This window comes from Lysinibacillus sp. RC79 (assembly GCF_041262405.1).
In the GTDB taxonomy this organism is placed as follows: Bacteria; Bacillota; Bacilli; order Bacillales_A; family Planococcaceae; genus Lysinibacillus.
Map to the genome: position 1 here is coordinate 38,576 of NZ_JBGCCD010000009.1, position 26,143 is coordinate 64,718.

The following is a 26,143-nucleotide window of genomic DNA, read 5'->3' on the forward strand; positions in this document are numbered from 1 at the left end:
ACTACCTCATAAACTCATTTGCAAAAATAAATGCAAATGAGTTTTTATGTTATTCTGAGAAAGAACTTGTAAAAAAGTTATTAGAATAAAAGGGGAAAGATATGAATGGCAGAATTAGTGGATTGGAAAAATAATGCTCACGGCCATAAATTTATAGCTTCATTTAGCGGAGGAAAAGATAGTGTCTTAGCTCTATATAAAGCGATGAAGGTTGGAGAGGCGATTGGACTAATTGTCATGCTTGAGGAAGAAGGAAAACGTTCCAGATCTCATGGAATGCCTCCGGAACTCATTCGTGCTCAAGCTCAATCTATAGGTTTATCTGTTTATACTGCAGCAGCAAGCTGGACAGAATACGAAAATGTATTTATGCACCTTTTAGAAAAAGCTAAAAATCAAGGTGCCGAAGTGTTAGTAACGGGAGATTTAGATATGCCGGAACATGGCTGCTGGCATGACAAGGTTACGCAGAATGCTGGGTTAAAGCTAGGCATGCCTTTATGGGAAATGAATCATCGTGAAGCCGTCGATGAGTTCATAAACCTAGGATTTGTTACAATCATTGTCACTGTTAATTTAGCATTAGGAATGCGAGAGGATGATTTAGGGCGGACATTAACCCATGAATACGTAAAGGAGCTTGAAGCTCGTGGTATTGACCCTTGCGGAGAAGGTGGAGAGTTCCATACGACAGTATTAGATGGGCCCATTTTTAAACATCCAATTCCAGTTCGTAAATGTGAGGTTATTAAAAACGGAGAATATGCTTTTTTGCCTTTAGAGCTAGACCAAAACTAAATCTTATAGGTACCGCACAGAAGATTATAATTATAAATTGCGGAATGATACTGTAATTCCTTTAAACACAGAGAATAACGTGAGACATTGTCTATCTATTTGAGGCGTGTTCCATGTTATTTTTTTGCCTGCAGTAAAGAATGTTTGAATTTAGGACTATATGTATTTAGTATCGATAAAAAGATTTTCGTTATCCTTAGGTATCATTTGCGAACTTTTTAACATATTTAATCCCAGATATTCGTGTTTTATTCACTGAAATGCGATTTCTCCATTGGCTTAACACTGCACTAATTAAATAAAACACGAACATTTTAGTTGCCAGTAATATCTTCAACTGACTGTATAATCATGTGTTTCCTTACTAGCTCAAATAGTTGGGATGAAAAAAATATTACTGTAAATAATGGATACTTTGATTAGGAAAATATTAAAAGGGTCACCGGAGGAAAGTGACCCTTAGTAAATTTTTGAAGGGAAAGGATAAGATTATATTATCCTAATAATTATGAGCATTGGAGGCGGTATTGGGTATTAATAGAATCCGATGAAGCTAGTGCCGACAATAATCAATAAAATGAATAGAACAACGATTAGCGCAAATGCTGAACCAGTACCAGTACCGCCGCCAGAACCGCAGTATTCAGACATAGTAATTACCTCCTTTCTACAATCTATAATATGAATTGTTGTTAAAAGGAAGTGCGATATTTATCTACTCATTAGATTAAAATTTTTTTAAAGATCACTCATGTAAAAGTGACCCTGAAATATGGTGATAAAAAGCTAATTATAAAAATTCAGCAAATAATATAAAAAAGATTGATTATGTTGATACTCCTTATTTCACAAAAGCCCCCTTAGCTTAATAATGAATGATATTTAACTAGGTCTAATGTATTCTCCTGTTAAAGCATTAAAGCCCGCTGCTTCCATTTTTGTTTGGTCACTATTCCAACCGATCACTAATAGAAGATTAATATTTCTCTCTATATCTTTTCTAAGCATAAAATTATACCCTTTAGCCCAATTTTTACCTGGATAAATACCGCCGATTTTTAGTGCCTTTTGAAGCAATTCAGGTGAATCATACATAATATTTTTCATTTGTATAAACTCTTTTTTAGGGTAAGGAGAAGTACCATCCCTCGTTAAATCATTTGTATAATCTATTTTTCCGTCATGAATGGTTACTAAAAAAGCCTTATTAGTTTCTGGCACTCCAAATAAAATATTCCAATGCTTTCTTTTGCCGTTACTTCCAATTGACTTCCCAGGCTTATCTAAATCAATATTTATAGCATCTATTAATTGAGTATTTTTATTCCATTTCAATGCAGGCGGATAGGCCAAGTCAATCGCTTGCTTTATTGATAATTCTTGCTGTTCAGCGACTTCTAATGGATCTTCAGTTGATTGTAATGTACGAGCAGATACTTTCTCAACAGCACCAACTGAAATTAACAAAAGTAAGACAACAAACACTATTTTTTTCATTTTCTCGCCCCCTTTTTAGGGATATTGTTTACAAACTTTGTTCATTTATTCTGCGTCGTTATTAAAACAACAAAATCAATAAGCTATTACTTGTCGAACAATTATTCCAATGGTAAAAAGGGATATACTGGATTTTATAGAATACTATTAACCAACCTATAAAATTTTTAATCAGGAGTGATGAAATTGGAAGTTACTCAAGAACAAAAGTCGTTATTCACTAAAATTGGCTATCTCTATTTACAAGCTAACAATATTGATGAAGCAATTGAATGGTACCAAAATAAGCTTGGCTTTCATCAATTCCCCGGCGGACGCTCGGGTCATGGGTTCATTAATTTTCGACCGGGCGCATGTAAATCCGGGATACCTTGGATTTACAGAGTTTATTGGCGTGCAAATTCGATATCTAGGGCTGGAGGGGTTGCAGCGAATTTCATCTCAAACTTCGTGGGTTTTGGAAGAATCCCATGAAATTGATGCAATCTATATTCTGTTTTCCTTGAAGAAAGCGTGACTGGTAGGGAAGTGTGACATGATATTGCCTAGAAGCAAAAGAACGAAAAAAGGCATCTCATCCATAGATGAAACACCTTTTCTTGAAGTTATTGAGCTAATCGTTGAAGGAAGGTATCTAATTGTACTAGTGTGACATTGTCGTTCACCCCGAAAGAATTGTTACCTTTGCCAACCGTAATTTTATTAGAAGAGAGAATGGCTACATAATTGTAAGCCCAATGCGTACTTGGAACATCAACAAATTGTAATGCTGTTCCTTGTTGTTTTAAATGGAATGCTTCCACTAAAACTTTCGCTAATTGACCACGTGTTATAGGAGAACCAGCATTGAATTTTCCGTTTACATCACCCGTAAAAACGCCGAGTTTTTTTAGTGCTTCCGCAGCACCTGCATATTTAGACGTTGGACTTACATCAGGAAAACTTGAATTGGTGGTATTAGTATCTAAATGTAATTGATTAGCCAGTTGAAGAGCTACCTCTCCACGCGATGCATAAACGCTAAAGTCAACTTCAGTGCCTTTTACTTCTCCCAAATCATCTTCAGTGAAGTTTGCAATACGTTTTGCCCCTACGTAACGAGATCCCCAGTAATAAGGATCATTGATTTTATCGATTTTAACCCCAGAACTTGTAGTAGCTGAAATAAAATTGCTGTCACCTATGTATATACCAACATGGGAAACACCGCTTCCCGAAGTATTAAAAAATACAAGATCACCAGTCTTCAACTGATCTTTAGCAATCGAAGTACCTTGTTGATATTGAGCTGTTGATGTACGTTGTAGTGAAATCCCTAACTTAGAAAAAACGATTTGTGTATATGCTGAGCAATCTACACCTGTCTTAATATCTGTTCCTCCATATTGATAAGGAACACCTATATATGCTTTTGCTGTATTTGTTATATCTGCTATTGTTGCTGCTTTCGCATCATGATTACCCATGCCTGTGAAGAACATAAACGATGCGAAAATGGGTAGTAACCATTTTTTCTTCAATTAAACCTTACTCCTTTCAAAAAGCTTTCGATTTTGACTAAAGTAAGAATAGCATGAAACAGGCATGAGTTATTTTTCAATAATATTACCGATTCCCCTTAAACAGCAAAATTGATACCTTAATTTTAACTGTGTAAAACTTCTGCAATAATCATGGGCATTTTTACTAAAAATAATAGAAGTAATTGGATATAGAGGGGCTATAGTGTTAATTTAGATATTTTATCTAACTAAAAACCGTTATTTATTTTTAAGTGATTCCCTAGTTATTTCACTGAGGATTGAGGTGAACACGGTATTTTGGCTGTCACTCTTTAAAGTTTTCGCTATTATTGGTATGATTATCCACCGACCAATTGACTGGTATTTTGAAGATAAAACTTTATTTTCTCGCTTACAATACTGAGAAATTTAGCTTAGATTTACTTTATTATAATTTGAATTGGATATACGAAATAAAATAAAGGATTCTTTTGATGGCATTCGGTACTCCGGAGGTATGAATCAAAAGAATCTTTTTTGTATTACAGGAGGAGGTTTCGAAAAGCTTATACTTGATTAGAAAAAAACAAAAAAACCCAGTTTAATACTGGAGCGACGGTTTGTCAGGTCAAGTATTTTTACTTTTCTGGGTAATCTATATGTAATGGCGGTGGAACTAAACAACCTCTAGTTTTATTAAGTCGTAACAACTAAGTTGAGCTTACCCTGTGTGGAACTGACCATACGTTAGAGCAATATCATTTCTACATTGGTTAAAAAAACCCCATCAACCATTTCTATTAACAAAATAGTTTGAGCGTAAATTACACTCCATTCAAGTATTGATCGAACCGTAGGCTAAGAGAATATAGTGTTGTTTTATTGGCTATGTAATTAAAAAAATCCTTATTAGTGTTTACAAATGCTGGAACGGATTTTGTGTATCACTGGATTTGTTGCCTTGCGGTTGATTTTTTCTACTAAAATAAAATATAACTCCATTGGAATTGACGGTAAAATGCATTTTAATAATAGTATAGGGAGTGAAAATGATGAGAGAAATAAATATTGCAAAAGTTATTACAGCAAAAAGAAAAGAAAAAGGTATCACACAAGATAAACTTGCTGAGTATGTCGGTGTATCGAAGGCTTCCGTATCCAAATGGGAGACGGCTCAAAGCTATCCGGATATCACCCTGCTGCCACAATTGGCAAACTATTTTAATATAAGCATTGATGAACTCATAGACTACCTCCCGCAAATGACAAAAGAAGATATAAAGAAAACATACCAACGGCTGGCTGAGGATTTTAGCAACAAGCCTTTTGATGATGTACTTGATCAATGCCGTGCAATTATAAAGAAATATTTCTCTTGTTTTCCTCTGCTACTGCAAATGGCTAAATTATTTGTCAATCATTTTGTCCTTGCTACGGAAAGGGGAAAACAAGAAGCACTGTTACAGGAAGCCATTGATTTGTGTATCCGGATTAAGAAGGAAAGTGATGATATTTGGATCGCGAAGCAGGCAAATTCATTAGAAGTGCTATGTCATATTATATTAAATCAACCAATGGAGGCTTTGGAATTACTTGACGAAACAATGAAGCCGCCGATTAGTGATAACTTTTTACTCTCCAAAACCTATCAAATGACAGGAAATATAGAGAAGGCAAAGGAAGCTTTGCAGGTCAGTCTGTATCAACATCTCCACGGCCTACTTGCGCCGGCACAGTCATACTTGCTATTAGTTGCCAATCAACCTGAAAAATTTGAGCAGGCCCTTGAACGTTTTATCGAAATTTCAAAAATCTTTGAAGTAGAAAAACTGGACCCTAATTTGGTGTCGTTACTTCATTTGGCCGCGGCGCATGGTTATATGATGCAACAAAAAGCGGAAAAAGCATTGGAAATGCTCGAAAAATACACATACATTTGTACGAACGTCCTTTTACCGTACGAATTGAAAGGAGATTCCTTTTTTGACAGTATTGAAAACTGGCTGAAGGATTATGATATTGAAGCTCCCAGAGACGAAAAGATAGTAAAAGAAAGTTTAGTGCAAAGTGTTGTGGAAACTCCTGCATTTTTCCCATTGCACAATGAACCGAAATTCAAAAGTATTGTTGAAAAACTAAAAGCACAAATTTGAAAGTGAACTGATAGGGTCAACTTGATGCATTCACTTACCTTTTGGTTGTCAATTTAAGGAGGTAAACATAATGGGTGATAAAAAAATTGTTTTAGGTGCTAAAACAAAGTACCCACTGAATGGAATATTAACCATTCCTGATGAAAAAAAGGAGTTGTTTCCTGCAGTTGTATTGGTTCAAGGCTCTGGTCCAAGCAACATGGATGAAAAAATCGGAAACATTTATCCTTTTAAGGACCTTGCTGATGGTTTATCTGGAAAAGGAATTGCAGTACTGCGATATGATAAGAGAACATTCGTATATGGCAAAGAAATGAGAAATGATACGGCACTAACAGTAAAAGAAGAAACCATTGAAGATGCGATCCTCGCTGCAGATTTTTTGAGAAGAGATGCACGTATAGATTCAAATAAAATATTTATTATCGGTCATAGTTTAGGTGGGATGTTAGCTCCGCGAATTGATGCAGAAGGCGGTAATTTTGCCGGAATCATTATTATGGGTGGGTCTCCACGTAAATTTGAAGAACTTCTAATGGATCAAAATAACGAAGTTTTGCATTCATTGAATAAGCTTTTGAAAGGGATTGCCAGAAAACAAATAGCAGCTTTATCATCAAAGTTTGACAACATCTATAACCTAAGTGATGAAGAAGCAAAATCCACGCGAGTTTTAGGAAAACATGTTAGAGCCTATTACTTGAAAGAAATGGGCGAACATCCATCTGCCAATTATCTCAATGTATTAAATAAGCCCCTTTTTATTCTGCAAGGAGAGAAAGATTTTCATGTATCGGTGGAAAAGGATTTTAATGGTTATAAAAGAATATTGGGAGATAGATCCAATGTAACGTATAAACTTTATTCAAACCTGAATCATGCTTTCATGCCTTTTGTTTATGGAGAGATACGAAAAGCCAAAAAAGAGTATAAGGTTGCACAACATGTCGATCAACAAGTGATCAATGATATTTCCGATTGGATGCTTTCTGTATTGCAATAATCATCAGGAGGTAAATAAAAATAGCTAGTTTTATTTATTAACAATAGGCATGTAATAATTTCTTAGGAGAAAACTGACTCATGAAAAAGATAATCAACTGGAAACTATTCTTCCTACTTACTGCCGTAAGCGTCGTGACGGGCGTAATGGTGATACCGTTTACGTACGCGCTTGCGCCGCTGCCAGATAACGCGCCTATGCAGATCATCATACCTGCGCAGATAGCACAAACACTGGTGTTAGGTGCGCTGTCAAGCTTTTTCGGATTGCTTTTGGCGCGACATATTGGATTTGGCGCACCGATTTTGGAGGGAATTACAGGCGGTGAAAAGCGAAAGGGCTATTTGAAATCTATACTCGGTTCATCTGTCCTTTGGGGCATTTTGGGCGGTGTGCTTGTCGTTTTACTGTGCATCCCATTCTGGAATATGTCTGTTGAACTGATGAAGGCAGAAATGGCGGTGCCAGTTTGGAAATCCGCGCTTGCGATTTTCTATGGCGGTACGGCAGAAGAAATATTATTCCGGCTTTTTTTGATGACGCTTTTGGTTTGGATTGCTTCCAAAATCAAAAAGGCGAAAGATGGAGGCCCAACTAAAATCGGCGTGTGGTTGGCTATCATTATAACAGGGGTGATTTTTGGCCTCGGTCATCTCGGAATCACGGGCGCGATGACCGCGATCACCAGCGACGTAATCCTCCGGGCGGTATTGCTTAACGGCTCTCTCAGCGTTATTTATGGTTGGCTCTACTGGAAAAAGGGGCTGGAGTCGGCTATGATTGCTCACTTTTCTACCGACTTTGTGTTGCATATACTCATTCCGCATATAATAGCGCCATTATTTATCTAATCGGAAGTTATGGACATAAACGAAAAAGTAATCATTGGTAGTGGATCAAAATACCCTTTGAATGGAATTCTGAAAACGGTGGAATTTTCCATTAAAATAACCTTGTGATTTTAGAGTTATTGATAAATGAGTTATAAAAAGATTCTTATGTTGGCGTTCGGTACTCCGAAAGTGTGCATCAAAAGAATCTTTTTATTTTCATTTCTCCATATTAACCCATCACATTACGGTTTTACTTATTGAGAAGGTTTAAGTAAGTATCAATTGAAGGGAAAATCATAGAAAAAATCTATGGTTATCATAGAAATTATAGAATTGATATATAGAACTTCGATTCTTATAATTCTTTATAAGCAATAGTTATTTTAAATAAGGGAGGTAATACTGATGACAAATATTGCTGGTATAAAAATTCCTGACAGCCGTTTGGCACTAGAAGCTCAGGATATATTAAAAGAATATGGTTCTGAATTGCTATGGAATCATTCAAATCGTGTTTATTTGTTTGGGGCACTACAAGGTAAAAAAGCTCAAAAAAAATATGATGAAGAGCTGCTATATGTAAGTGCTTTGTTTCATGATTTAGGTTTAACAAAACAATTTAGTAGCTTAGATAAACGCTTTGAGGTAGATGGCGCAAATGCAGCACGTCAATTTCTAGCACACCATCATATTGATGATGATTCAATACAACTTGTTTGGGATGCAATCGCACTACATACTACGATTGGCGTAGCAGAGCATAAAGAAACTGAAGTCGCATTGCTGTATGCCGGGGTAGGTCTTGATGTAATGGGAGACGGTTATCATGATTTGACGAATGAAGAGCGAAATGAAATTATAAACGCTTTCCCACGTAATCAATTTAAACAAAATATTTTGCCAGCTTTTTTTGAGGGATTTAAGCATAAACCCGAAACAACTTTTGGCAATATAAAATCTGATGTTTGTGCATTGTTCATTCCAAATTATAAATCTAAGAACTTTTGTGACTGCGTTTTGCACTCACCTTGGTCTGAATAAAAATTGATAGTAGATAAGGGGATTCATATTATGTTAAAACTAGCACATAAGAAAATTCGACATGTTGCCTTACAAAATAAAGTTGTATCAGCTCAAGAAGCGGCAACTTGGATAAAAGATGGAATGTTATTAGGAATGAGTGGCTTTACAAGGGCAGGCGATGCAAAAATAGTACCACTAGCGCTTGTAGAAAAAGCAAAAGGGGAAAAATTCCAAGTTGATGTTTATACAGGAGCTTCACTTGGTCCAGAGGTAGATCAACAGATGGCTGAAGCTGGTATTATTCGGAAGCGAGCACCCTATCAAGGTGATCCAGCTATTCGACGTATGATTAATAGTGGAGAAGTACTGTATACAGATGCGCATGTTTCACATAATGCAGAATTAATTCGACAAGGAATTGTAGGGCCAATTGACTTTGCAATAATTGAAGCTACTGCAATTACGGAGGATGGCTTGCTGATACCTACAACCTCTGTAGGAAACTCTCCAATTATTATGCAAATGGCTAATGAAATTATTATTGAACTAAATGTTTCGCATCCAGACTCTCTAGAGGGGATCCATGATATTTATATTCCTGATGTACAAGGGAAGAGAAGTCCTATTCCTTTAAATAGTGCAGGGGAGCGAATTGGAACAGTTGGTATCCCATTAGATACTAGTAAGGTACGTGGCATAGTGCTATCTGAAAAAACAGATGCTCCATCAACAATTGTTCAGCCAGATGAGGAAACAGCTAAAATGGCAGAGCATTTACTCAATTTTTTACGTGATGAAGTTAAGGCTGGTCGTTTAACAAAAACATTAGCACCTATCCAATCAGGCGTAGGATCCGTAGCAAATGCGGTTTTAAATGGTTTTTTAGAATCAGAGTTTGAGGATTTAGAAATTTATTCAGAGGTGTTACAGGACGCCGTATTTGAATTAATAGATGCAGGAAAAGTGAAATCCGCTTCCGGTACGTCCATTACATTATCACAGGAACGTGGTGAGCAAGTTTATAGTCAGCTTGAAAATTATAGAGATTGTTTAATTTTACGACCTCAAGAAATATCCAATCATCCTGAAATTATTCGACGTTTAGGATTAATTTCCGTCAATACAGCACTCGAGGTTGATATTTATGGAAATGTAAATTCAACACATGTTTCAGGTTCTAAAATGATGAATGGCATTGGAGGTTCCGGTGATTTCGCTCGTAATGCACGTTTAGGAATATTCGTCACAAAATCCTATGCGAAGGGTGGTAATATCTCAAGTATGGTCCCTATGGTATCTCATGTGGACCATACAGAGCATGATGTGGACGTCATTGTTACAGAGTTTGGGGTAGCCGATTTACGTGGTTTAGCGCCAAAAGAACGGGTGCCTTTATTAATTAATAATTGTGCACATCCTGATTACCGTCAGCAATTGTGGGCATATTATAATGCTGCGGTAGAGAAAACTGGTCATCATCACACACCTCATTTATTAGAAGAGGCGTTGTCTTGGCATGTTCATCTAGCGAAAGCTAAGACAATGAAAAAATAAGAAGTATGATGACTAGTTATAGTGCTTAGTCATTAGAAAAATAGAATCCACCAATCACAGCCATAAGTATTGCTGTGATTGGTGGATTTCTTATTGAGATTTTAGTAATGAATGAACTAATTGTCGACTCTTTTCTGAAATTGAAAATCCACCTTTTTCAAGTTCCTCAACCATTAAACGAATAAAAGCTTTCGCAGCAAAATTAATGAATTTATCTTTTCTATAAAGAAGTACAATTTCTCGAGTTAATGGTGGATTATAGATTGGTCGCTCGCAAATAGTATTTGTTTTATAGAGGTTGCAAAGTGTTTTCGAAATAATTGTTGCCCCGACATTTTGTTCAACTAGTTTAAAAATAGCTTGAATACTAGCTGTCTCTATTTTATGTTTCACATGAAGCTTTTCTTTGCGAGCTGCACTATCAATTACTTTCCTACATTGATGGATAGTTGGAAATAATATAAGTGGAAGCTCTAAAACATCTTGAAATGCTATTTTTTCAGATGCTAATAGTGGATGCTCGCTATGAGCAACGAATAGTAATTCTTCAGTAAACAATGGAATTATTTGAAGCTGCTCATCCTCATAATCGAAATACTCTTGTTTATAGGAAATAGCAAAATCTATTTTATTGTCTTTAAACTGTTTTAATAAATCATCCGAGCTATTTATGCAGATTTGTAAATCTGGATATTCAAGATGATAGTCTAACAAATAGTCCGACACTAAATTTGTTAATTCACCAGGTAAAGTACCGATTACTAATTTCCCTGCTTTTAATTCTTTAAGTTCAATTATCTGGTTGCTTGTATTATCTATTGCTCGAAAAATATGAGTACATTGTTCATGCAATATCTTACCAGCGTCTGTAATAGCTATTTTTTTCCCAAGACGATCGAATAGTGGAATGCCAAGTTCATTTTCCAATACTTTAATTTGATGGCTAAGCGTTGGTTGAGTAATATTCAATTTTTCGGCAGCCTTTGTAAAATGAAGTTCATTGCACAGTACTAAAAAATATTCAAGCTGTCGTATTTCCATATACGTACCTTCTTTAATAAAATTATTTCTTATATTATATCATTATTTATATAGAAAACCGTTTAATTCATCGGAGAATCGATACCAAATTTAGTAATATGAGAGGAGTCAAATACAATATCGAACTCCACCATGCGACTGCCATTTTTTCATAAAACCCTTCATGATTAACACTATTTAGAACGCTATCAATCTAATTATCTTCAACAAAATAATTTATCAGCATGACCACCCGAAAACGACTTAAGAGAAATCATTATTACATAAATTTTCACTATTCATTTGCAAAAGAACTACCTAAATCCCACAATTCATCCTCTAGAGTTTCTAATAGAGTTTTTGTTCTCTTTTCCATATTATCTGGGAGCTCGTTTTTACTGAAATATGTAAGTTTCAAACTCTCACCATCCTTTATCTCCAACACACCACTTACATTTTTAGCACTATAAAGATGAATGACTGTATAGACTTCATCCCCATTTGGATATTGGAAATAATAATCTGGTCCTGAAAAAACACCAATCAAGTCAAATTCATTGGCTACGAGTCCTGTTTCTTCATGGAGCTCACGGTAAGCAACTTCTTCTAAAGTTTCATTTAGTTCCATTGAGCCCCCGGGTAATCCCCAATCCAACGTATCCGAACGATGTTGAAAGAGAATTTTCTTATCATCGTTTATCACAAGAATTGTCGCCCCGATGCTTATAATCGGCCTACTACCGATAAATTTCCTTAATTCTGAAATATAACCCATACTCGTCCCCCTAATACTTGTTATTAAAAAATATTCGCTTTTTCAAAATATGAATCCTCTATTTTACTTACAAGTTTTATAAATAACTTCATTGGTATTGATCAACAATCTTTTTTGTGCAAAATAGTGCTAAAAAATATAGAATAGTTCTTCAAAAATGAAAAATAGCTTTTTATGATCAGGCTTTTTCGAATTTTGACTATATTGATTGTTTCGAAAACTCTGTGTTAAGGTTAAAAGACAAATTGAATATGCTAAATTTTGGTGGTTCAAATGGATTTATTCCATTTGATTAAAAGGGAAGTTGGTGAGAGTCCAACACTGTCCCGCAACTGTATTTAGGAGTTCAATAACAAAGCCACTGTTTTGTTTGTCAAAATGGGAAGGTGTTATTGTAGCGTTGATCATAAGTCAGGAGACCTGCCACTAAATAAGCATCAATTGACCTACCAGGATAGGGAGGTGTTAGCTACTGCATGATCTTTGTGAATTCATGTAAATTCACTGTTTATTTGCTCTGTCATGCTTTTGTAGATTAACAACTTCTCAAAGGGGTAGAAGTTGTTTTTTTATTGTTCTTTCGTGTTTGAATGGTAACGCTTACAAGAATAATTAAACAAAGGGGTTGTAATGAATGGAGTTAAATTATTCACCAGGTCTTGATGGCATCATTGCCGCTGAAACAAAGCTATCTTTTTTAGACACTGTAGGAAGTCAAATTGTCATTCGAGGCTATGATTTGATTGAATTATCACAGAGATATTCATATTTAGACATTGTCTACTTATTGTTGCATGGAGAAATACCAGCTACCGAGCAACGAGCTGATTTACAAGACAAGTTGAAATCTAATTATCAGGTGCCACAAGAGATTTTTCAAATTTTCAAGTTATTACCTAATGGGACACATGCTATGGATGGGCTTAGAACAGGAATTTCTGTTTTAGCAGGCTATGATCAGCACATCAATGATCGTTCTACTGAAAAGAATTTGACGCGAGCATATAGACTTTTAGGTGGTATGCCCAACATCGTAGCGAATAGCTATCGTGTATTAAATGGTCAAGATGTCGTGGAGCCTGATAGCCAGCTTTCCTATAGTGCAAATTTTTATTACATGATTACTGGCAGAAAACCAACTGCGTTAGAAGAAGAAATCTTTGATCAGTCACTCGTTTTATATAGTGAACATGAGATGCCAAATTCGACGTTTACAGCTCGTGTAATTGCCTCTACACAATCTGATTTGTATGGTGCTTTAACTGGGGCTGTCGCATCATTGAAAGGTAATTTACATGGTGGTGCAAACGAGGCTGTGATGTATATGCTTCTTGAAACCAAAACAGTTGAAGGCTTTGAAACATTGCTGGAAAACAAACTACAAAATAAAGAAAAGATTATGGGCTTTGGTCACCGTGTATATATGAAAAAGATGGACCCAAGAGCGCAAATTATGAAAGAGGCTTTGTACAAATTATGTTTGGAGCAAGGGGATGACCGCTTATATCACATGTGTGAAGCTGGTGAAAAAGTGATGGTACAGAAAAAAGGGTTGTACCCAAATTTAGATTATTATGCAGCACCTGTGTACTACATGCTTGGTTTGCCGATTGAAATATATACGCCAATCTTCTTTGGCTCACGAACTATCGGCTTATGCGCTCATGTGATAGAGCAGCATGACAATAATAGATTATTTAGACCTCGTGTCAATTATATTGGCGAGCATCATAACCTTGAAGAATTATCGGTATAATCAAGTTTTAACAACTCGCCATAGAGCTGATGGGCATTCTGACCAATGTCCATCAGTATACCAGTATATCAAATTCATGCCTTGAGAGGAAGATATAGATGATTAAAACAAATGACATATCTAAGACAGATCAATTACTAACTGATATTGCCGATTACGTATTAAATACAACGATTACAAGTGAAGAGGCATACGAAACAGCACGTTATGTTTTAATGGATACTTTGGGTTGTGGCATTTTAGCCTTACAGTATCCTGAATGTACGAAACTTCTTGGTCCAGTAGTACCAGGTACAGTCGTCCCTAATGGTTCACGTGTTCCGGGAACTTCCTATGTTCTTGATCCAGTTAGAGGCGCCTTCAATATCGGTTGTATGATTCGTTGGTTGGATTATAACGATACTTGGCTTGCGGCTGAATGGGGACATCCTTCAGATAATTTAGGTGGCATATTAGCCGTTGCGGATTATTTGAGTCGTGTACGTATTGCAGAGGGGAAAGAGCCTCTTAAAATGAAAGACGTTTTAGAAATGATGATACAAGCCCATGAAATACAAGGCATTCTAGCACTAGAAAATAGCTTAAATCGTGTAGGTTTAGATCATGTTCTGTTTGTCAAAATTGCGACAACAGCTGTTGTGACAAAGGCATTAGGTGGCTCTCATCAAGAAATTATCAATGCATTGTCAAATGCTTGGATTGATAGTTCTAGCCTACGAACATATCGACATGCACCTAATACAGGTTCTAGAAAATCATGGGCTGCTGGAGATGCAACAAGCAGGGCAGTGCAATTAGCTATGATGGCCATGAAAGGCGAAATGGGATATGCAACAGCCTTATCAGCACCTGGCTGGGGGTTCCAAGACGTTCTCTTTAATAAACAAGAATTTAAACTTGCTAGACCACTTGCATCTTATGTCATGGAAAATGTTCTATTCAAAGTTTCTTATCCAGCCGAATTTCATGCACAAACCACTGCTGAATGCGCTGTGCATTTACATCATGAAGTAAAAAATCGATTAAATGGTATTGAAAAAATTGAAATTACTACACATGAATCTGCCATTCGTATTATCGATAAAGAGGGACCTCTCAATAACCCAGCTGATCGTGATCACTGCATTCAATACATTACAGCTATTGGTCTCATCTACGGTGACATTACAGCTGACCACTATGAAGATGATGTGGCCGCAGATCCACGTATCGATGACTTGAGAAATAAAATGGAGGTCGTTGAAAAAACACAATATACAATCGATTACTTAGACCCTGAAAAGCGCTCGATTGCCAATGCTGTTCAAGTTTATTTCAAAGATGGCACATCATCAGAGCTAGTTGAGTGTGAATATCCTTTGGGACACCGATTCCGTCGTGAGGAAGCATTCCCTCAAATCATTGATAAATTCCATCAAAATATGAGTACACATTATTCTCAAAAACAATTAAGTAACATTAATCAGATTTGTGCTGATAAAGAGCTTCTTGAAAATAGTTATGTTCATGAATTTGTAGATTTATTTATTTAGGAGGTTTTTATAAATGGCGTGGATTGTCAATGAAGCTATAACACAAAAACAATTGGCTGAACAATTTCGAGCTCTCATAACTCGTTCAACCATTTTACAAATACCAGGAGCTCATGATGCAATGGCAGGCTTAATGGCTAAAAAAGTTGGCTTTGAGGCATTGTATCTTTCTGGAGCTGCCTACACAGCGAGTAGGGGCTTACCTGATTTAGGAATGATTTATTCAAATGAAGTTGCACAGCGTGCTAGCGATATTATTCGAGCAACTAATTTACCAATGCTAGTAGATATTGATACTGGCTTTGGTGGTGTATTAAACGTTGCACGTACAGCTCGCGAAATGGTAGAGGCAGGAGTGGCTGCTGTACAGCTTGAGGATCAAAATCTTCCCAAAAAATGTGGTCATTTGAATGGTAAAACACTCGTTTCCCAAGAGGAAATGATACAAAAAATAAAAATGATTAAACAAGTAGCGCCAACTTTAGTTATCGTTGCCCGCACAGATGCAAGGTCTGTAGAAGGTTTAGAACAGGCTATCATTAGAGCTAAAGCCTATGTAGCAGCCGGGGCGGATGCTATTTTTCCAGAGGCTCTACAATCGGAAAAAGAGTTTAGACAATTTGCAAGTGAGCTAGGTGCTCCTTTATTAGCCAATATGACTGAATTTGGTCAAACGCCTTATTATTCAGCTAAGGAGTTTGAAAAAATGGGCTATGCGATGGTTATTTATCCCGTTACATCAATGAGAGTAGCAGCAAAAGCATATGAACGAGTGTTTGACTTAATAAAAAATACAGGGACTCAAAAAGAAGCTATTGAGGATATGCAAACTAGAAGTGATTTATATGAAACAATTTCTTATTACAAATTCGAAGATTTAGATAGTGAGTTGGCGAAAACCATCTTACCTAAAGAGGAAATAAAGTAGGAGAAAAGGAATCTGCTTTTCTCCTCTTTCTTTCAAGGGGGGCCTAGTATGGATAAACTAGAAGACAAAATGACGATCTTTACACCTGAGGACTTTCAGGATGAGGAAAAGCTCATAGCAAAAACTGCAGAGCTGTTCATTAAACAAGATGTCTCACCTAATATTTCAGCTATTGAGCAGCATCAATATGATGTCACTCGTCAATTATTTCAAAAAGCAGGTGACCTTGGTTTACTTGCCATTGAGATACCCGAAGACTATGGCGGACTTGAGCTCAACAAAAAAATCTCAGGGCTAGTTGCAGAAAGAATGGGCTATGGTGGCTCATTTAGTGTATCTTACAATATTCATGCAGGGGTCGGTACATTACCCTATGTCTATTTTGGAGATGAGTCACAAAAGCTAAAGTACTTACCAAAGCTAGCTTCAGGTGAATGGATTGGAGCCTATGCCCTGACGGAGCCAGACGCAGGTTCAGATGCATTACGTCCCAAAACAAATGCGATTTTGAATGAGGATGGCACAGCATGGATATTAAACGGTGAAAAGCAATGGATTACCAATGCTCAGCTAGCAGATATCTTTGTTGTTTTTGCGAAAACAAACGAAGGAATGACAGCTTTCATTGTAGAACGTTCCTTGGCAGGAGTATCTGTGGGGCAAGAAGAAGAGAAGATGGGCATTAAAGGGTCTTCGACGGCAACCCTTATTTTGGAGGACGTTGCAGTACCAAATGATAATGTTCTTGGCGAAGTTGGAAAAGGCCATAAGGTTGCTATGAATATATTGAATATGGCGCGACTAAAGCTAGCTTTTTCCAACATCGGAACTGCTAAACAGGCACTACAATTAACTGTGAATTACGGTAAAGAACGGAAACAATTTCAAAAACCCATCGTTGATTTCACAATGATACAGGAAAAACTTGCTGACATGGCGACCTTAATTTATGGCGCAGAAAGTGCTGCATACCGAACTGCTGGAGAAATGGATGATGTCATGGAGTTAGCTAGTAAAGAGTCAATGGTTCATAAAATTGCAGATTTCGCTATGGAATGCGCACTCAATAAAGTCAATTGCTCAGAAGCACTTGGAAAAATTGTAGATGAAGCCGTACAAATACATGGCGGATATGGCTATATGCAAGATTATGAAGTAGAACGTTTGTATCGTGACGCAAGAATTAGCCGTATTTTTGAAGGAACGAATGAAATCAATCGCCTAACAATTGCTAAAATGTTATATAAAAAGCATGCGCATACAGCTTCTACAGAAAATGCCGCATACCAGCCATCAGAAAGTAATCACAAATACATCCAGCTTTCCAAGTATTTAATACAAATAGCCATTTCTGTCATTGCAAATGCACAAATTAATTTGGAAAAAGAGCAGGAGTACATGCGTCTGTTGGCTGATATGGCAAAGGATATTTATGTTATGGAATCTTCTTTGCTAAGAGCGGAAAAGGCCGCATATGAAAAAATGAAACACTTGATGACAGATATCTTGTGCCAGGAGGGCTACCGTAAAATAGAAGAAAGTACAATTGACATTATTTCTGCTGCTGAAACAAATGAGCCAATACTAAAAACATGGTTGGATGATATTCAACACTTAAACATCCCGCTACATCAGAATCTCTTTATGAAAAAGCGAGAGATTGCGAGAAGTATCATCGACAATCCAAAATCTATTAGTTAATTTTCAAAAACAGGAGGGAAACGATTATGGTCGATACATTTGCAAATGTAAGCAAAGAAGGTTCCATCACGATTATTCATTTAGATCATCCACCAGCAAATACCTTGTCATCAGCATCTATTGAAAACCTTCGTCTCATTTTCCAAGAGCTAGCGGTGGACGAAGAAACGAACGCCATCATTATTACAGGCTCTGGACGGTTTTTTGTCGCTGGTGCAGATATTAAGGAATTTGTTTCTGCCTTTGGACAACAGGAAAGAGCATTGCAAATGGCCGAGGCAGGACAAGCTTTATGTAATGAAATTGAAGCCATGAAAAAGCCTGTTATTGCTGCCATTAATGGTCCAGCCCTTGGAGGGGGACTAGAGCTAGCGTTAGGCTGCCATTTCAGACTCGCTTCTAGTAATGCCATTGTTGGCTTACCAGAATTAAAACTTGGGCTACTTCCAATATTCGGCGGTACACAACGACTTAGCAGAATGACGAGTCAAGCAAAGGCTCTAGAATTAATTTTAACCAGCAAACAATTAAGTGCCGACGAAGCCCAACAACTAGGTATTATTCAACTGGTGACGGAACCTGAGGAACTTCTACCAACTGCAAAAGCTATTGCTCAGTCCTTTGTTGATGGTAAAAGTATGACAAGTGTCTCCCGTACAATTGAATGTGTAATTCAGGGCGGGAAAGATCATCTCCAAAAAGGACTGGAACTTGAACGTACACGTTTTGCTGAGCTATTTTTAACAGAGGATGCTAAAGAAGGCGTTCAGGCATTTATTGAAAAAAGACAGCCACACTTTAAACATTTTTAAGGGAGGGATCTAATATGGAGAACGAAGTAATATTTTCGGTCAGTCATGGTGGTGCTGCAATCATTACACTGAATCGACCAAAAGCTTTAAACTCACTTTCCACCGAAATGCTAAAGCCCATCGGAGAGAAATTGAAGGAATGGGAAGCAAATGATCAAATCCATCTTATTATCCTAAGAGGTGCTGGTGAAAAGGGATTTTGTGCTGGTGGTGATATTAAAACACTTTATAAAGCTCGCTCCAGTCAAGAAGCTTTCAAAAATGCTGAAGTCTTTTTTGAGGAAGAATATCTAGTAGATATGGCTATCTATCACTATCCTAAACCGATTATTGCCTGCCTTGATAGCATTGTCATGGGAGGTGGGATCGGTTTAACCTATGGGGCTACCCATCGAATCGTTACTGAACGGACAAAATGGGCTATGCCGGAAATGAATATTGGCTTCTTTCCAGATGTTGGTGCTGCCTATTTTTTAAACAAAGCACCAGGCTTTGTAGGATACTATTTAGCATTAACCGCTTCTGTCATCCAAGCTGCTGACGTTCTCTTTGCCAATGGAGCAGATAGCTATATGACGAGCGATAATCTACAAAAATTCCTTGCACGCGTTGAACAGATGGACTGGCATGCACAGGAAACAAACATAGCTTTAAACCAATTAATAGAGACATATTCAAGTAAAACATTAGGAAACAGTGAACTTGCCAGCCTTCAAAATGAAATAAATCAACATTTCTCAAAATATACAGTGGAAGAGATAATAGAGTCCTTAGACAATAACTCAAGCAAATTTTCACATGAAACAAAGCAATTACTTCTGTCTAAATCTCCATCTTCGTTAAAAATTACGTTAAAGCAACTTTTAGATGCGCGAGATAAAACATTAGAAGAATGCTTTGCGACGGATTTAATCTTGGCTAAAAACTTTTTAAATCACGAGGATTTCTTTGAAGGGGTACGTTCTGTCGTCATTGATAAAGATCGAAATCCACAGTATACCTTTAAAACATTAGCTGACTTTACAGATGAAGATATGGAGAAGTTCTTTCAAGATATCAGTGCGACAGTAAAAAAGTAAGAACGGTTAGATGTTATGTCAATAAACAAACACTGAAACCATCTACTATTTAATACGTAGATGGTTTCTTGATTGTAAAATATGAAGCATTTTAAAAGATGCAGACTTTACAAATATCTATACTTCGCTACTATACAAAAAGATAATGTCTAATCATTTTTAACACTTTGTCGAAATATAAAAACACTACTAATTATTCCAAGTCCACCAAATAACAAAATCCATTTTTTGTTGAAGGAAAGCCCATATATCAGAATTACACTACTAATAATTCCACTTGAAAATGCACTAAATGCCATGGAATTTTTTGTTGGTTTAGGGAATCGAATAGAGGTTCCCAAATTTTTATTTCCCCATTTACATGCTTCGTCCATGATAGTATGTAGCTTGTCTAACATCATTTTATCCCTCTTTCATTTTAATTATCAATTATGCCTCGGCATAATTGCGTCGGAATCGGCTTTGTGCAAGCACAAAGCACTCCTTTTTGATTTCGTGACATCCGCCGGAGGCTTTGGGCCAACGTGATGTTGGTCACTCAGTCGTGTGTTGTTGCTGCCGCTACGCTTTCGCACAGATAGATTGCCACAGGACGTGGCGTTCTTAGACTGAGTCCTCTATTTTTGCGGATGTTTTACACCCGCTGAAATAAGTTAAAATACGAAGAAAGAAAACAAAGCATTGGACAGAGCACCTAAAAAAGTTAACAATGCAATTGATAAACAAACCATTCCGGCAATCTTTTTCGTCTTTTGTTCTCTATTCTTTTTGGATATTAACATTAACCCTAAGATTAGTAGAACTATTGCTACAATGATATCAAACACTATAATAAAAGGTGCTGTTCCTTTTAGAAAGTCTATAATACTCCAAAAAAAAGTCATTGCTATCCTCCAATTTTATATTTGAAATAGAGCCTCTACTCAAAAATACTTGCTACCAACTGCTTAGTCATAAATTGAAATGCAGCAAAATGATCACAGTTCTTTGAAATTTCATCTTTACTTGCAATACTTGAAAGAAGTACAGTGAAAGTCGAAAATGCTAATTTTTCAGAAACCTTTAATTTAAGATTTGCTCGTTTGATTGCAGTACGAAAAAGATCGCTACTATCAAATGTTAGTTTTTCTTTCATTTCCTCCGAAAGCTTACTATAAAACGATGTGAAATCGGTCGTTTTTACGTCATAAAGAAATGGTTTACTTTCGTATTCATAGTAAAGCTCGAGTATTGCTGTTTCAAAACCGGACTTTTCAGGGCATTGTTCAATTCGTTTAATAAAATCCCCATAAATAGCTTCTTGAATGTCATACAAAACTTCAAAAAAAAGTTCTTCCTTGCTTGAATATAAATTATAAAAAGTACCCGTTGATATTTCTGTTTTTTTACAAAATGCTCCAATACTCGTTTCTTTATAACCTAGAGAAATCCAAAATGCCATACACTCATCTTTCAATTTACGTTTAATCAGAACTTTATCTTCTTCAGAAAATACTTTTTTTCCTCTTGCCAAAGGGAATACCTCCTTTGCGAATTATTTATATGAATATTCACATAATATATTCATAAGATACCATCAATTGGGATTCTTTACAAGGGATTAAAATATAATTCAGAAAAATTCCGGCAATAAGTCAACTATGTGGGGGAATCCAAACCAAGTAAACTCTTCAGATGTTTGGCTATTTGCTGATCCCAATATACTTACAATTCTTAGGTTCAATCTGTAATTCAGTAACGGCCTTTATTAAAGGTACAGGGTTGGGCTTATGCTTTTTACAATCGTAGAGCACTAAGTGTCAAAGTTTTTTTGAAAAATAGGTAAAAGCATATTGCAATTTTTATTAAATAAGAATAATATAAGCGTATAATTATATAATAATTTAATCACCTGTAACTGTTGGGTGTTTTTATTTTAAACAATATATAAGCAAATGATTATATAAGGAGATCAGATATGGAAAACACACTAATTGAAAAACAATTAAAGGCAGCAGCTGACTTGAACCGCATTAAATTACTTGCATGTATGAAGAACGGGGAGGTTTGTGTATGTGATTTTGTGGAGGTTCTAGGGATTTCACAGCCAGCAGTTAGTCAGCATCTTCGAAAATTAAAGGAGGCAGGCATTATTACTGAACGAAAGGTTGGTACATGGAAACATTATCGTTTAGTTGAAGATCAAACGCCACTTATGACAGGTATTTTAGAACAAATTGAGCCTGTAAAGGGATGCACTTGTGGCTCTGACTGTACACATATAGGGGAGGGAAATTAATGGGTAATGATTCTTTAACAAAACAGCTTTCATTTTTAGATCGCTACCTTACTCTTTGGATTTTTGTTGCGATGGGTATTGGCGTTTTATTAAGTATAACAATGCCAAATATTGGTGGAGCATTAGAATCCATGTCGGTTGGTACAACATCGATACCTATTGCCATAGGGTTAATTGTGATGATGTATCCACCTTTAGCGAAAGTTAAGTATGAAGAAATGTGGCGAGTATTTAAGGATTGGAAGGTACTTTTACTATCACTTTTTCAAAACTGGTTACTTGGACCATTCTTAATGTTCTTTTTAGCAATCATCTTCTTACGAGATTATCCAGAGTACATGGCTGGGCTCATTATGATTGGTTTAGCTCGATGTATTGCAATGGTAATCGTGTGGAATGATTTAGCGCGGGGAGATCGCGAATATGTAGCTGGTCTAGTTGCCTTTAACTCCATTTTTCAGATCTTAACATATTCGATTTTTGCTTACTTTTTCTTAAATGTATTACCTGGTTGGTTTGGTTTAGAGAATTTTAATGTGTCCATTTCAATGTGGGAAATTACGAAAAGTGTTCTTATTTACTTAGGAATTCCATTTGCTGCCGGAATTCTAACACGATGGATCGGTATCAAAACAAAAGGGAAACAGTGGTATGAAGAAAAGTTCTTACCAAAGATTTCACCACTTACTTTAATTGCACTGCTGTTCACCATTGTGATGATGTTTGCATTAAAGGGTGAAAAATTAGTCGAACTACCACTTGATGTTGTACGAATCGCTATCCCATTATTCATTTACTTCGTTGTGATGTTTGCTGTTTCATTCTTTTCTTCTCGTAAAGCAGGTGCATCTTATCCAGTAACAGCAGCCCTGTCGTTTACAGCCGCTAGTAACAACTTTGAACTAGCCATTGCTGTAGCTGTAGGTGTTTTTGGACTTCATAGTGGAGTAGCTTTTGCCGCTGTTATTGGTCCACTTGTTGAAGTACCAGTACTCATTGGACTTGTCTGGGTGGCCTTACGCTGGCAGAAAAAATATTTTAAAACTATTAAATTATAGGAGCACTAATATGACAAACACACTTTATTTCTTATGTACAGGGAACTCATGTCGCAGTCAAATGGCTGAGGGTTGGGCAAGAAAAGTATTACCTACTAATTGGACAGTCAAAAGTGCTGGTATTGAAGCACATGGAGTAAATCCGAATGCTATCAAAGCTATGGCTGAGGTAGGAGTTGATATTTCGAATCATACATCTGATCTAATTGATTTTGAAACATTAAACAATGCAACACTAGTCGTTACTCTTTGCGGAGATGCCGCAGATAAATGTCCAATGACGCCATCTCATGTTCGTCGTGAGCATTGGGGATTTGAAGATCCTACAAAGGCTTTAGGTACAGTAGAAGAGAAGTGGGCAGTTTTCCAAAACGTACGTGATGCTATTGGCAAACGTATTGAACAATTTGTAGCTGAGGAGTCGAAATAAAATGAAAAAAATTCATATTTATGAGCCAGCAATGTGCTGTTCTACGGGCTTATGTGGCCCATCTATTGACCCAGAGTTATTACGTATGTCATTTGTAATGAATAATTTAAAGAAAACAAATATAGAAGCTGAACGTTTTAATCTTACAAGCGAGCCCAATGCTTTTGTGGAAAATGAAGCCATCAATCAGCTTCTAGTGTCAGAAGGAATGGATGCCTTGCCTGCAACATTTGTAGATGGAGAATTACTTTGTAAAGGGAAGTATCCTACAAATGAACAATTTTCACAGTGGTCAGGACTTTCAGAAGAAGAACTATTACAAAAACCAAAAGTACGCTTTTCACTAAAAGGAGATGCGTAAAATGGAACGCTTTACAAGAAGTCAATTTCCTGATACACCTTTTCTCTTTTTCACAGGGAAAGGGGGCGTTGGAAAAACATCTGTTGCTTGTAGCTTGTCAATAGCACTTGCAGGTGAAGGAAAAAAGGTGCTACTAATTAGTACGGATCCAGCATCCAACTTACAAGATATTTTCGGTCAAACACTTTCTAATACCCCTACCAAAATTGAAAGCATAGACAATTTATTTGCGTTAAATTTAGATCCTGAACAAGCAGCACAACATTACAAAGAGCAAATGGTTGGCCCGTACCGAGGGAAACTGCCTGATGTGGTGCTACAAAACATGGAGGAACAACTTTCCGGCGCTTGTACAGTTGAAATTGCTGCATTTAACGAATTTGCATCACTATTAACAGATAGTTCAGTGGTTGAAAATTTCGACACAATCGTGTTTGATACAGCTCCAACAGGGCATACATTACGTCTATTACAACTACCTTCTGCATGGTCTACATTTTTAGATGATAACACTACTGGTACTTCGTGTTTAGGTCCATTAAAAGGACTAGAGCCACAACGTGAAATCTATAAAGAGGCAGTTGAACGTTTGAAAAATGCCAATCAAACGACACTAATGCTTGTGACACGTCCAGACGAGAACCCTTTAAAAGAAGCAGTACGTGCATCTCATGAACTGTTTGAAATTGGTATTCAAAATCAGATTTTACTAATTAACGGATATATGAAAAATGTTAGTTCTAATGATGAAATCGAGAAGGCATTCATTGCCCGCCAAACCGAGGCATTAGAGATGATTCCCAAAGAGTTAAAACAATTTGAACAATACTACTTACCGTTTGTACCATACTCATTATCAAGTATGGAGCGTATGCAGGCATGGATGACAGATCAAGATATCATACATGAAAATGAAGCAGATAAAGGTATGCGGATCCCTGAAGTTGAAGAAATGATTGCCGATTATTTAGAACGTAAACCGAAGCTTATTTTTACAATGGGTAAAGGTGGTGTTGGTAAAACAACAGTTGCTTCGTATATTGCCCTACGCTTAGCAGAAGATGGTATGCGCGTGCATTTAACTACGACTGATCCAGCAGCGCATTTAAATTGGACGTTCGGTGATGACAAAGTTAAAAATGTAACGGTAAGTCGTATTGATCCGAAGGTAGAAGTTGCAAATTATGAGGCAGAAGTGCTTGCAAAAGCAAGTGAAACAATGAATGAAGAAGGCTTAGCATTTGTGAAAGAAGACTTGGCTTCTCCTTGTACTGAGGAAATTGCAGTATTCATAGCATTTGCCAATGTTGTAGAAAATCATCAAGATGAAGTAATTATTATTGATACAGCACCAACTGGCCATACGTTGTTGTTACTAGATGCGACAGAAGCTTATCATCGTGAAATAAGCCGTTCGCAAGGTGACATCCCTCCAGCTGTTTCAAACTTGTTACCACGGTTACGTGATGCGAGTTATACAAGTGTAGCAATCGTAACACTTCCTGAAGCAACACCTGTTTTTGAAGCAACACGATTACAGGAAGATTTACAACGTGCTGGATTGTCTGTTGATTGGTGGGTTGTCAATCAGACATTTTCCTCTATTAAAACAACTAGTCCAACATTAATACAAAAACAACAAGCTGAAACAAAATGGTTTGAAGAAATCAAATCCGTAAGCAACAATCAATTCGTGGCAATTCCATGGGTAAAAACGCCACCAGTTGGAACAAAAGGTTTACATGAACTTAAAGGAGAGAAAATCAAATGAAAATGAGTCCAGAAGGTAAAAATTATTTAGAACAAGTATTAGCTGATTCTGCGGTGAAAACACTTCGCTTCTTCGGCATTCCGGGTTGCTGTGGTGTTAATTTAGGTGTGGGCTTAGAAGCACCAACAAATGAAGATGCTGTTGAGACAATTGAAGGGATCGAAGTTGCCATTCATCCTGATATTGCACCTCAATTAACTGAAGTCACAATTCATGCAGAAGAAGAGAATGGTGAACTAGGTTTAGTGTTAGTAGGATATTCACCAAAATCTTGCTAAG

27 protein-coding genes and 1 riboswitch are annotated in these 26,143 nt (G+C 36.7%); of the genes, 19 read left to right on the forward strand and 8 right to left on the reverse strand.

Annotated elements, in window-relative coordinates:
- The first annotated feature begins 105 nt into the window (after positions 1-105).
- Positions 106-798 (forward strand): Dph6-related ATP pyrophosphatase, encoded by a 693-nt coding sequence (locus ABH968_RS10935; protein WP_370044061.1) that lies wholly within the window; start codon positions 106-108, stop codon positions 796-798.
- Positions 799-1,332: 534 nt separating this feature from the next.
- Here the strand turns inward: ABH968_RS10935 and ABH968_RS10940 are convergent.
- Both ABH968_RS10940 and ABH968_RS10945 read right to left on the reverse strand, forming a co-directional pair.
- Positions 1,333-1,449, reverse strand: coding sequence for a YjcZ family sporulation protein (locus tag ABH968_RS10940; protein ID WP_370044062.1), 117 nt, complete (start codon positions 1,447-1,449; stop codon positions 1,333-1,335).
- A 231-nt stretch (positions 1,450-1,680) separates the two neighbouring features.
- Complete coding sequence (locus tag ABH968_RS10945; RefSeq protein WP_370044063.1) at positions 1,681-2,295, reverse strand: hypothetical protein; 615 nt, start codon at positions 2,293-2,295, stop codon at positions 1,681-1,683.
- A gap of 186 nt (positions 2,296-2,481) precedes the next feature.
- Here ABH968_RS10945 and ABH968_RS10950 point away from each other — a divergent pair, with 186 nt between their 5' ends.
- Entirely contained in the window at positions 2,482-2,769 is a 288-nt protein-coding gene (locus ABH968_RS10950) for a hypothetical protein (protein ID WP_370044064.1), read from the forward strand.
- A 131-nt stretch (positions 2,770-2,900) separates the two neighbouring features.
- Here ABH968_RS10950 and ABH968_RS10955 read toward each other — a convergent pair whose 3' ends face one another.
- The gene (locus ABH968_RS10955) at positions 2,901-3,815 is read right to left on the reverse strand and encodes a C40 family peptidase (protein ID WP_370044065.1); all 915 of its coding nucleotides are present in this window, start codon (positions 3,813-3,815) and stop codon (positions 2,901-2,903) included.
- Between the two features lie 1,034 nt (positions 3,816-4,849).
- Here ABH968_RS10955 and ABH968_RS10960 point away from each other — a divergent pair.
- From ABH968_RS10960 to ABH968_RS10980, 5 genes are all read left to right on the forward strand, one after another.
- The gene (locus ABH968_RS10960) at positions 4,850-5,950 is read left to right on the forward strand and encodes a helix-turn-helix domain-containing protein (protein ID WP_370044066.1); all 1,101 of its coding nucleotides are present in this window, start codon (positions 4,850-4,852) and stop codon (positions 5,948-5,950) included.
- Between the two features lie 70 nt (positions 5,951-6,020).
- Positions 6,021-6,953: an alpha/beta hydrolase family protein gene (locus ABH968_RS10965; protein ID WP_370044067.1), complete on the forward strand. Its 933-nt coding sequence runs from the start codon at positions 6,021-6,023 to the stop codon at positions 6,951-6,953.
- An 80-nt stretch (positions 6,954-7,033) separates the two neighbouring features.
- Positions 7,034-7,804: a CPBP family intramembrane glutamic endopeptidase gene (locus ABH968_RS10970; protein ID WP_370044068.1), complete on the forward strand. Its 771-nt coding sequence runs from the start codon at positions 7,034-7,036 to the stop codon at positions 7,802-7,804.
- 387 nt (positions 7,805-8,191) lie between these two features.
- Positions 8,192-8,827: an HD domain-containing protein gene (locus ABH968_RS10975; RefSeq protein ID WP_370044069.1), complete on the forward strand. Its 636-nt coding sequence runs from the start codon at positions 8,192-8,194 to the stop codon at positions 8,825-8,827.
- A 30-nt stretch (positions 8,828-8,857) separates the two neighbouring features.
- Positions 8,858-10,363: a succinyl-CoA:acetate CoA-transferase ScpC gene (locus ABH968_RS10980; protein ID WP_370044070.1), complete on the forward strand. Its 1,506-nt coding sequence runs from the start codon at positions 8,858-8,860 to the stop codon at positions 10,361-10,363.
- 90 nt (positions 10,364-10,453) lie between these two features.
- Here ABH968_RS10980 and ABH968_RS10985 read toward each other — a convergent pair whose 3' ends face one another.
- Both ABH968_RS10985 and ABH968_RS10990 read right to left on the reverse strand, forming a co-directional pair.
- Entirely contained in the window at positions 10,454-11,404 is a 951-nt protein-coding gene (locus tag ABH968_RS10985; protein ID WP_370044071.1) for a LysR family transcriptional regulator, read from the reverse strand.
- Between the two features lie 274 nt (positions 11,405-11,678).
- Positions 11,679-12,158 (reverse strand): NUDIX hydrolase, encoded by a 480-nt coding sequence (locus ABH968_RS10990; protein WP_370044072.1) that lies wholly within the window; start codon positions 12,156-12,158, stop codon positions 11,679-11,681.
- A gap of 248 nt (positions 12,159-12,406) precedes the next feature.
- Positions 12,407-12,600: riboswitch (cobalamin riboswitch) on the forward strand.
- 192 nt (positions 12,601-12,792) lie between these two features.
- Between ABH968_RS10990 and mmgD the strand changes: the two genes are divergently transcribed.
- The 6 genes from mmgD to ABH968_RS11020 all read left to right on the forward strand — a co-directional run bounded on the left by mmgD (position 12,793) and on the right by ABH968_RS11020 (position 19,966).
- Positions 12,793-13,914, forward strand: a complete 1,122-nt coding sequence (mmgD, locus tag ABH968_RS10995; protein WP_370044073.1) for a citrate synthase — start codon at positions 12,793-12,795, stop codon at positions 13,912-13,914.
- Positions 13,915-14,012: 98 nt separating this feature from the next.
- Complete coding sequence (locus tag ABH968_RS11000; protein WP_370044074.1) at positions 14,013-15,446, forward strand: bifunctional 2-methylcitrate dehydratase/aconitate hydratase; 1,434 nt, start codon at positions 14,013-14,015, stop codon at positions 15,444-15,446.
- Positions 15,447-15,459: 13 nt separating this feature from the next.
- Positions 15,460-16,374: a methylisocitrate lyase gene (prpB, locus tag ABH968_RS11005; RefSeq protein ID WP_370044075.1), complete on the forward strand. Its 915-nt coding sequence runs from the start codon at positions 15,460-15,462 to the stop codon at positions 16,372-16,374.
- 48 nt (positions 16,375-16,422) lie between these two features.
- Complete coding sequence (locus tag ABH968_RS11010; protein ID WP_370044076.1) at positions 16,423-18,075, forward strand: acyl-CoA dehydrogenase family protein; 1,653 nt, start codon at positions 16,423-16,425, stop codon at positions 18,073-18,075.
- A gap of 26 nt (positions 18,076-18,101) precedes the next feature.
- Complete coding sequence (locus ABH968_RS11015) at positions 18,102-18,887, forward strand: enoyl-CoA hydratase-related protein (RefSeq protein WP_370044077.1); 786 nt, start codon at positions 18,102-18,104, stop codon at positions 18,885-18,887.
- Between the two features lie 14 nt (positions 18,888-18,901).
- A complete protein-coding gene (locus ABH968_RS11020) occupies positions 18,902-19,966 on the forward strand; it encodes an enoyl-CoA hydratase/isomerase family protein (RefSeq protein ID WP_370044078.1) in 1,065 nt (354 codons plus the stop codon).
- A 149-nt stretch (positions 19,967-20,115) separates the two neighbouring features.
- Here the strand turns inward: ABH968_RS11020 and ABH968_RS11025 are convergent, their stop codons facing one another.
- The 3 genes from ABH968_RS11025 to ABH968_RS11035 all read right to left on the reverse strand — a co-directional run bounded on the left by ABH968_RS11025 (position 20,116) and on the right by ABH968_RS11035 (position 21,479).
- Positions 20,116-20,367: a hypothetical protein gene (locus ABH968_RS11025; protein WP_370044079.1), complete on the reverse strand. Its 252-nt coding sequence runs from the start codon at positions 20,365-20,367 to the stop codon at positions 20,116-20,118.
- Between the two features lie 252 nt (positions 20,368-20,619).
- A complete protein-coding gene (locus ABH968_RS11030; RefSeq protein ID WP_370044080.1) occupies positions 20,620-20,850 on the reverse strand; it encodes a hypothetical protein in 231 nt (76 codons plus the stop codon).
- Between the two features lie 35 nt (positions 20,851-20,885).
- The gene (locus ABH968_RS11035; protein ID WP_370044081.1) at positions 20,886-21,479 is read right to left on the reverse strand and encodes a TetR/AcrR family transcriptional regulator; all 594 of its coding nucleotides are present in this window, start codon (positions 21,477-21,479) and stop codon (positions 20,886-20,888) included.
- Between the two features lie 444 nt (positions 21,480-21,923).
- Between ABH968_RS11035 and ABH968_RS11040 the strand changes: the two genes are divergently transcribed.
- From ABH968_RS11040 to ABH968_RS11065, 6 genes are read left to right on the forward strand one after another with little or no spacing between them, the layout of a single operon-like run.
- Positions 21,924-22,244 (forward strand): ArsR/SmtB family transcription factor, encoded by a 321-nt coding sequence (locus ABH968_RS11040; protein WP_370044082.1) that lies wholly within the window; start codon positions 21,924-21,926, stop codon positions 22,242-22,244.
- Positions 22,244-23,302: an ACR3 family arsenite efflux transporter gene (gene arsB / locus ABH968_RS11045; RefSeq protein ID WP_370044083.1), complete on the forward strand. Its 1,059-nt coding sequence runs from the start codon at positions 22,244-22,246 to the stop codon at positions 23,300-23,302. The genes ABH968_RS11040 and arsB overlap by 1 nt, the downstream gene beginning before the upstream one ends.
- Before the next feature lie 10 nt (positions 23,303-23,312).
- Entirely contained in the window at positions 23,313-23,732 is a 420-nt protein-coding gene (arsC, locus tag ABH968_RS11050; protein ID WP_370044084.1) for an arsenate reductase (thioredoxin), read from the forward strand.
- 1 nt (position 23,733) lies between these two features.
- Positions 23,734-24,093 carry an arsenite efflux transporter metallochaperone ArsD gene (gene arsD / locus ABH968_RS11055; RefSeq protein WP_370044085.1) on the forward strand — a complete coding sequence of 120 codons (360 nt, stop codon included), beginning with the start codon at positions 23,734-23,736 and terminating at the stop codon, positions 24,091-24,093.
- Position 24,094: 1 nt separating this feature from the next.
- Positions 24,095-25,864 carry an arsenical pump-driving ATPase gene (gene arsA / locus ABH968_RS11060; RefSeq protein WP_370044086.1) on the forward strand — a complete coding sequence of 590 codons (1,770 nt, stop codon included), beginning with the start codon at positions 24,095-24,097 and terminating at the stop codon, positions 25,862-25,864.
- Entirely contained in the window at positions 25,861-26,142 is a 282-nt protein-coding gene (locus tag ABH968_RS11065; protein ID WP_370044087.1) for a Fe-S cluster assembly protein HesB, read from the forward strand. The genes arsA and ABH968_RS11065 overlap by 4 nt, the downstream gene beginning before the upstream one ends.
- Position 26,143: the final 1 nt, after the last annotated feature.

Coding starts and splice junctions, on each gene's coding strand:
- ABH968_RS10935 (WP_370044061.1), top strand. CDS start 106: ATGGCAGAATTAGTGGATTGGAAAAATAATGCTCACGGCCATAAATTT.
- ABH968_RS10940 (WP_370044062.1), bottom strand. CDS start 1,449: ATGTCTGAATACTGCGGTTCTGGCGGCGGTACTGGTACTGGTTCAGCA.
- ABH968_RS10945 (WP_370044063.1), bottom strand. CDS start 2,295: ATGAAAAAAATAGTGTTTGTTGTCTTACTTTTGTTAATTTCAGTTGGT.
- ABH968_RS10960 (WP_370044066.1), top strand. CDS start 4,850: ATGAGAGAAATAAATATTGCAAAAGTTATTACAGCAAAAAGAAAAGAA.
- ABH968_RS10965 (WP_370044067.1), top strand. CDS start 6,021: ATGGGTGATAAAAAAATTGTTTTAGGTGCTAAAACAAAGTACCCACTG.
- ABH968_RS10970 (WP_370044068.1), top strand. CDS start 7,034: ATGAAAAAGATAATCAACTGGAAACTATTCTTCCTACTTACTGCCGTA.
- ABH968_RS10975 (WP_370044069.1), top strand. CDS start 8,192: ATGACAAATATTGCTGGTATAAAAATTCCTGACAGCCGTTTGGCACTA.
- ABH968_RS10980 (WP_370044070.1), top strand. CDS start 8,858: ATGTTAAAACTAGCACATAAGAAAATTCGACATGTTGCCTTACAAAAT.
- ABH968_RS10985 (WP_370044071.1), bottom strand. CDS start 11,404: ATGGAAATACGACAGCTTGAATATTTTTTAGTACTGTGCAATGAACTT.
- ABH968_RS10990 (WP_370044072.1), bottom strand. CDS start 12,158: ATGGGTTATATTTCAGAATTAAGGAAATTTATCGGTAGTAGGCCGATT.
- mmgD (WP_370044073.1), top strand. CDS start 12,793: ATGGAGTTAAATTATTCACCAGGTCTTGATGGCATCATTGCCGCTGAA.
- ABH968_RS11000 (WP_370044074.1), top strand. CDS start 14,013: ATGATTAAAACAAATGACATATCTAAGACAGATCAATTACTAACTGAT.
- prpB (WP_370044075.1), top strand. CDS start 15,460: ATGGCGTGGATTGTCAATGAAGCTATAACACAAAAACAATTGGCTGAA.
- ABH968_RS11010 (WP_370044076.1), top strand. CDS start 16,423: ATGGATAAACTAGAAGACAAAATGACGATCTTTACACCTGAGGACTTT.
- ABH968_RS11015 (WP_370044077.1), top strand. CDS start 18,102: ATGGTCGATACATTTGCAAATGTAAGCAAAGAAGGTTCCATCACGATT.
- ABH968_RS11020 (WP_370044078.1), top strand. CDS start 18,902: ATGGAGAACGAAGTAATATTTTCGGTCAGTCATGGTGGTGCTGCAATC.
- ABH968_RS11025 (WP_370044079.1), bottom strand. CDS start 20,367: ATGATGTTAGACAAGCTACATACTATCATGGACGAAGCATGTAAATGG.
- ABH968_RS11030 (WP_370044080.1), bottom strand. CDS start 20,850: ATGACTTTTTTTTGGAGTATTATAGACTTTCTAAAAGGAACAGCACCT.
- ABH968_RS11040 (WP_370044082.1), top strand. CDS start 21,924: ATGGAAAACACACTAATTGAAAAACAATTAAAGGCAGCAGCTGACTTG.
- arsB (WP_370044083.1), top strand. CDS start 22,244: ATGGGTAATGATTCTTTAACAAAACAGCTTTCATTTTTAGATCGCTAC.
- arsC (WP_370044084.1), top strand. CDS start 23,313: ATGACAAACACACTTTATTTCTTATGTACAGGGAACTCATGTCGCAGT.
- arsD (WP_370044085.1), top strand. CDS start 23,734: ATGAAAAAAATTCATATTTATGAGCCAGCAATGTGCTGTTCTACGGGC.
- arsA (WP_370044086.1), top strand. CDS start 24,095: ATGGAACGCTTTACAAGAAGTCAATTTCCTGATACACCTTTTCTCTTT.
- ABH968_RS11065 (WP_370044087.1), top strand. CDS start 25,861: ATGAAAATGAGTCCAGAAGGTAAAAATTATTTAGAACAAGTATTAGCT.